This is a genomic window from Piscirickettsia litoralis (genome assembly GCF_001720395.1).
Taxonomy (GTDB): domain Bacteria; phylum Pseudomonadota; class Gammaproteobacteria; order Piscirickettsiales; family Piscirickettsiaceae; genus Piscirickettsia; species Piscirickettsia litoralis.
In genome coordinates this window covers 518,809-522,232 of sequence record NZ_MDTU01000001.1, presented here as the reverse complement: position 1 = coordinate 522,232, position 3,424 = coordinate 518,809, and the positions used below count along the sequence as shown (strand labels likewise).

Genomic DNA, 3,424 nt, shown 5'->3' with positions numbered 1-3,424 from the left:
GAATGATGCTCATCAATTTTTAGTGATCGAGATGGAGGTATTTGGGCGGACATTTTTTGGCGATACTCCATAACGTTTCTCCTGGCTTGACGGGACCGTATTGGTAAGCGAAGCTAGATAAAGTAAATAAACCAAATAAGCTTGGAAGTAACAGGTAGGTAAGTAAGCGCCTCATGACTCATCCTTGTCTTAGTGAAGAGCATTTTTATATTAGTATAGTGTGTAGAATTCAATGAATCATAATAATCAAATAGAGAAAGCATCATCTTGGCAACAACGTCGCTCGGAGCGTTTGACTAAACGTCCTTGTGATACGCGTAGTGTTTATCAGCGAGATCGTGCTCGTCTTATCCACTCTTTATCGTTTCGGCGCTTACAAGGCAAGACGCAGGTGCTTGGGCAAGGAGATAGCGACTTTTATCGAAGTCGTCTAACGCATTCGATGGAAGTAGCCCAAATTGGCGCAGGCTTGGTTGATAATTTACGAGGGCGCTATCAGCAACAAGATCCAAATATTCCATTTCCGGAAACCGCATTGATAGAAACTTTAGGCTTAGCTCATGATATTGGTCATCCACCCTTCGGCCATGGAGGAGAGCAAGCTTTAAATTATCTAATGCGCTCTTATGGTGGTTTTGAGGGCAATGGTCAGACATTGCGACTACTGTCTCATTTGACAACGCATACAACACCGGGTTTTGGGCTGGATATGACGAGGCGAACTTTGTTAGGGGTGTTAAAGTATCCTGCTCCCTATAGTCGAACTTGTGGCCATTATCCACCGGAGCCGAACGACCCGTCATTAGTTCGTGTTCATGAATGGCTGCCTCCTAAATGTTTTTTTGATGATGAAACTCAAGTCGTGGACTGGGTTTTGGCTGAAATTTCGAATGATGAAAAGCAGCGCTTTATGAGTGTGAGTGAGAAAGTGAATTATGAAAATATTCATCATTTGCCTAATTATGCGGGGTTTGATACGACATTATTGAATTTGGCAGATGATATTGCTTATGCAGTTCATGACCTTGAAGATGCGATTTTTCTAGGCTTTATTACCGCACATTTATGGGAAGATATTGCGCCATTATTTGATGGCTCTGATTGGGCTAATCGGTTTAACTTAGCCGCTATTTCGCATGATTTATTCGCGGAACCTTATGAGCGTAAGCAAATGATCGGTGCTTTGGTCCATGCATTTATTAGTTCAGTAGAAATCGAACAACGGCAAACCTTTAGTGAACCATTGCTTGACTATCGAGCATTTTTACCCAAGAAAGTCGCTCACTTGCTCCAGCAATTAAAGGACCTAGTGAAAAGCCATTTTATTAATCGCCATGGTTTACAAACGCTTGAGTATCGTGGGCAACAAATTATTATTCGACTTTTTGAAGCATTAGCCTCTGACCCCGGACGCCTATTGCCTCATGAGAACTTGGTACTGTGGCAGCAAGCAGAATCTGATGCTAAACGCATGCGTGTCCTCGCTGATTATGTATCTGGTATGACAGACGAATATGCGACCAGGCTATATGAGCGGCTATTTATCCCGCGTGCAGGATCGATCTTCGATCGTTATTAATTATTAATAGTGAGAGTTTAAGACGATAACCGGATAAATTCTTAGAGATTAAATATATAAATTAGAAGTAGTTTAGATTATTAATAACCAAGCTTCTTCTTTTTGCAGTCAATACTTTTGAAACAACCTTATGTTTCTTAAATAGCCTACTGCTGTAATGGGTTGCTGGGCTATTACCCTCTTGAATATTTGTGTATAATTTGTGTATAGTTATTGAACGATTTATGAATGTTCTTGGTGGAGCACAAATATGAGAGATGGATATGAGTTAAGTCTCTTGGAGGCTCAGCTGCTTGATATTATTGAAAATAAAATTTTGGCCGCAGGGCGTGGTCCGACTCAGCAAGAGATGTCCGAGCTTTTGGGAGGTTCTCGTAGCCCAAGGCGTATTTATGCTTTGGTGGATTCTTTAGCAAAGAAGAACTACATCAAAAAAGGCCATAAGATGACTTCGATGAGGGTGATTGAGAATCCAAATCGAGAAAATACATCTTGTATGCCGCGTGTTGGTAAAATTGCGGCGGGTCAGCCCATCTTAGCCTGGGAAGATGTTGAGCGTGTCGACCTGAATGACATGTTTGGTGGAATGGGGCGTTATATTTTAGATGTGGTTGGCGACAGTATGAAAAAAGTGGGGATCTATGATGGTGATCTTGTTGTGATTGAGCAACAGCGCCCTGCGAGTACTGGTGATATTGTTGTTGCATTGATTGATAATACCGAAGCGACGTTGAAGCGCTTTAAACAAAACTATGATAAAAGCGTTACGCTGATTCCTGAAAATGATGAGCTTGATGTGATGACATACCCTGCTCATCGGGTTCAGATTCAAGGTGTTTTAGTGGCGCAATTGAGGAGATATTAATAGATTCACTAACTTTACTTGGCATTAACTTGAATAAGAATGATAAAAGAGGGAGAAAGTAATAATGAGTCAGCTAAATGCGACAGACATTCGCGATCTGGAGGTTATGCTGAATATGCTAGAAAGTGTATATCGGTGTGAGATACCCGCAGCACAACGGATTTTGCAAAAAATTAGACAACTCACCTTCAAACCGCCATATTGTTCAAACAGGATTATGTTCTGCAAAGAGTATCCGATACGCACTAACCTAAAATTTGAATTTAGAGTAAAGCGTTCGAGGTACTTTTAGTGGTGTAAAGGTTATAACAATGCCAAACGAAATTTTAGATGGACTAAATAATATTAGAGATCATCAAGAATATTGTGATTTCGTTAGTGAAACAAAATGCAAGCTTGACTCTATGAGTAAGGGAGTATTACTGCGTTTCAAATTAGATGACTTAGAAGAAAAAGCATTAATAAAGTTCCTTCAGAAAGAGCTGCCTAAATTTGGCAATTACCTTAGGCAAAAGATACTCGACTCTGTGCTTAATGTAGGCTCTGTACGTGATGCAACGCGAATTTATGCTTTCTGGGTTGATGTGGCAAAAAGTGCGGTCAAAGAGAGTAACTTAGAAGTTGGTTTTAGTATAAATGCGGCTTTAAATGACACGCCCCTATATAATATGTTTAATAAGAGCAAAGGGGGCGAGAGGTTATTGAGTAGAGCGACTATGAATAACAAAGCTGATCTTGATCGGTTGTTTGCTTTTGGGGGAAACTATGGAGAAATTAGACGTTATCAGAAACAACATGGAGGCACAGTTGTGTTTGGGCCATACGTTACCTTTACAAAAGATATTGAGCTTTACGGAAATAGCCTACTGGCTAAAGAAGAAAGTATTAAAATAAGGCAAAGGTTTGCAATGTATCTATCTGCTGCTAAGAGTTCTGCTGGAACCCCTATGCCTGAACTAGTTCCGCTAAGTAAAAAAGAC

At 40.4% G+C, this 3,424-nt stretch carries 3 protein-coding genes; all 3 read left to right on the top strand.

Translation table 11 applies throughout. The features are described from left to right. Positions 1-232 precede the first annotated feature (232 nt). Positions 233-1,579, top strand: a complete 1,347-nt coding sequence (locus BGC07_RS02470) for an anti-phage deoxyguanosine triphosphatase (RefSeq protein WP_069311829.1) — start codon at positions 233-235, stop codon at positions 1,577-1,579. A gap of 250 nt (positions 1,580-1,829) precedes the next feature. After that, a complete protein-coding gene (gene lexA / locus BGC07_RS02465; protein WP_069311828.1) occupies positions 1,830-2,444 on the top strand; it encodes a transcriptional repressor LexA in 615 nt (204 codons plus the stop codon). A 311-nt stretch (positions 2,445-2,755) separates the two neighbouring features. Then, positions 2,756-3,424: RasGEF domain-containing protein (locus BGC07_RS20445; protein ID WP_158006842.1), on the top strand; the 669-nt coding region annotated here is incomplete at its 3' end.

Excerpts from the sequence above, each read along its gene's own strand:
- BGC07_RS02470 (WP_069311829.1), top strand. The coding sequence starts at position 233 with ATGAATCATAATAATCAAATAGAGAAAGCATCATCTTGGCAACAACGT.
- lexA (WP_069311828.1), top strand. The coding sequence starts at position 1,830 with ATGAGAGATGGATATGAGTTAAGTCTCTTGGAGGCTCAGCTGCTTGAT.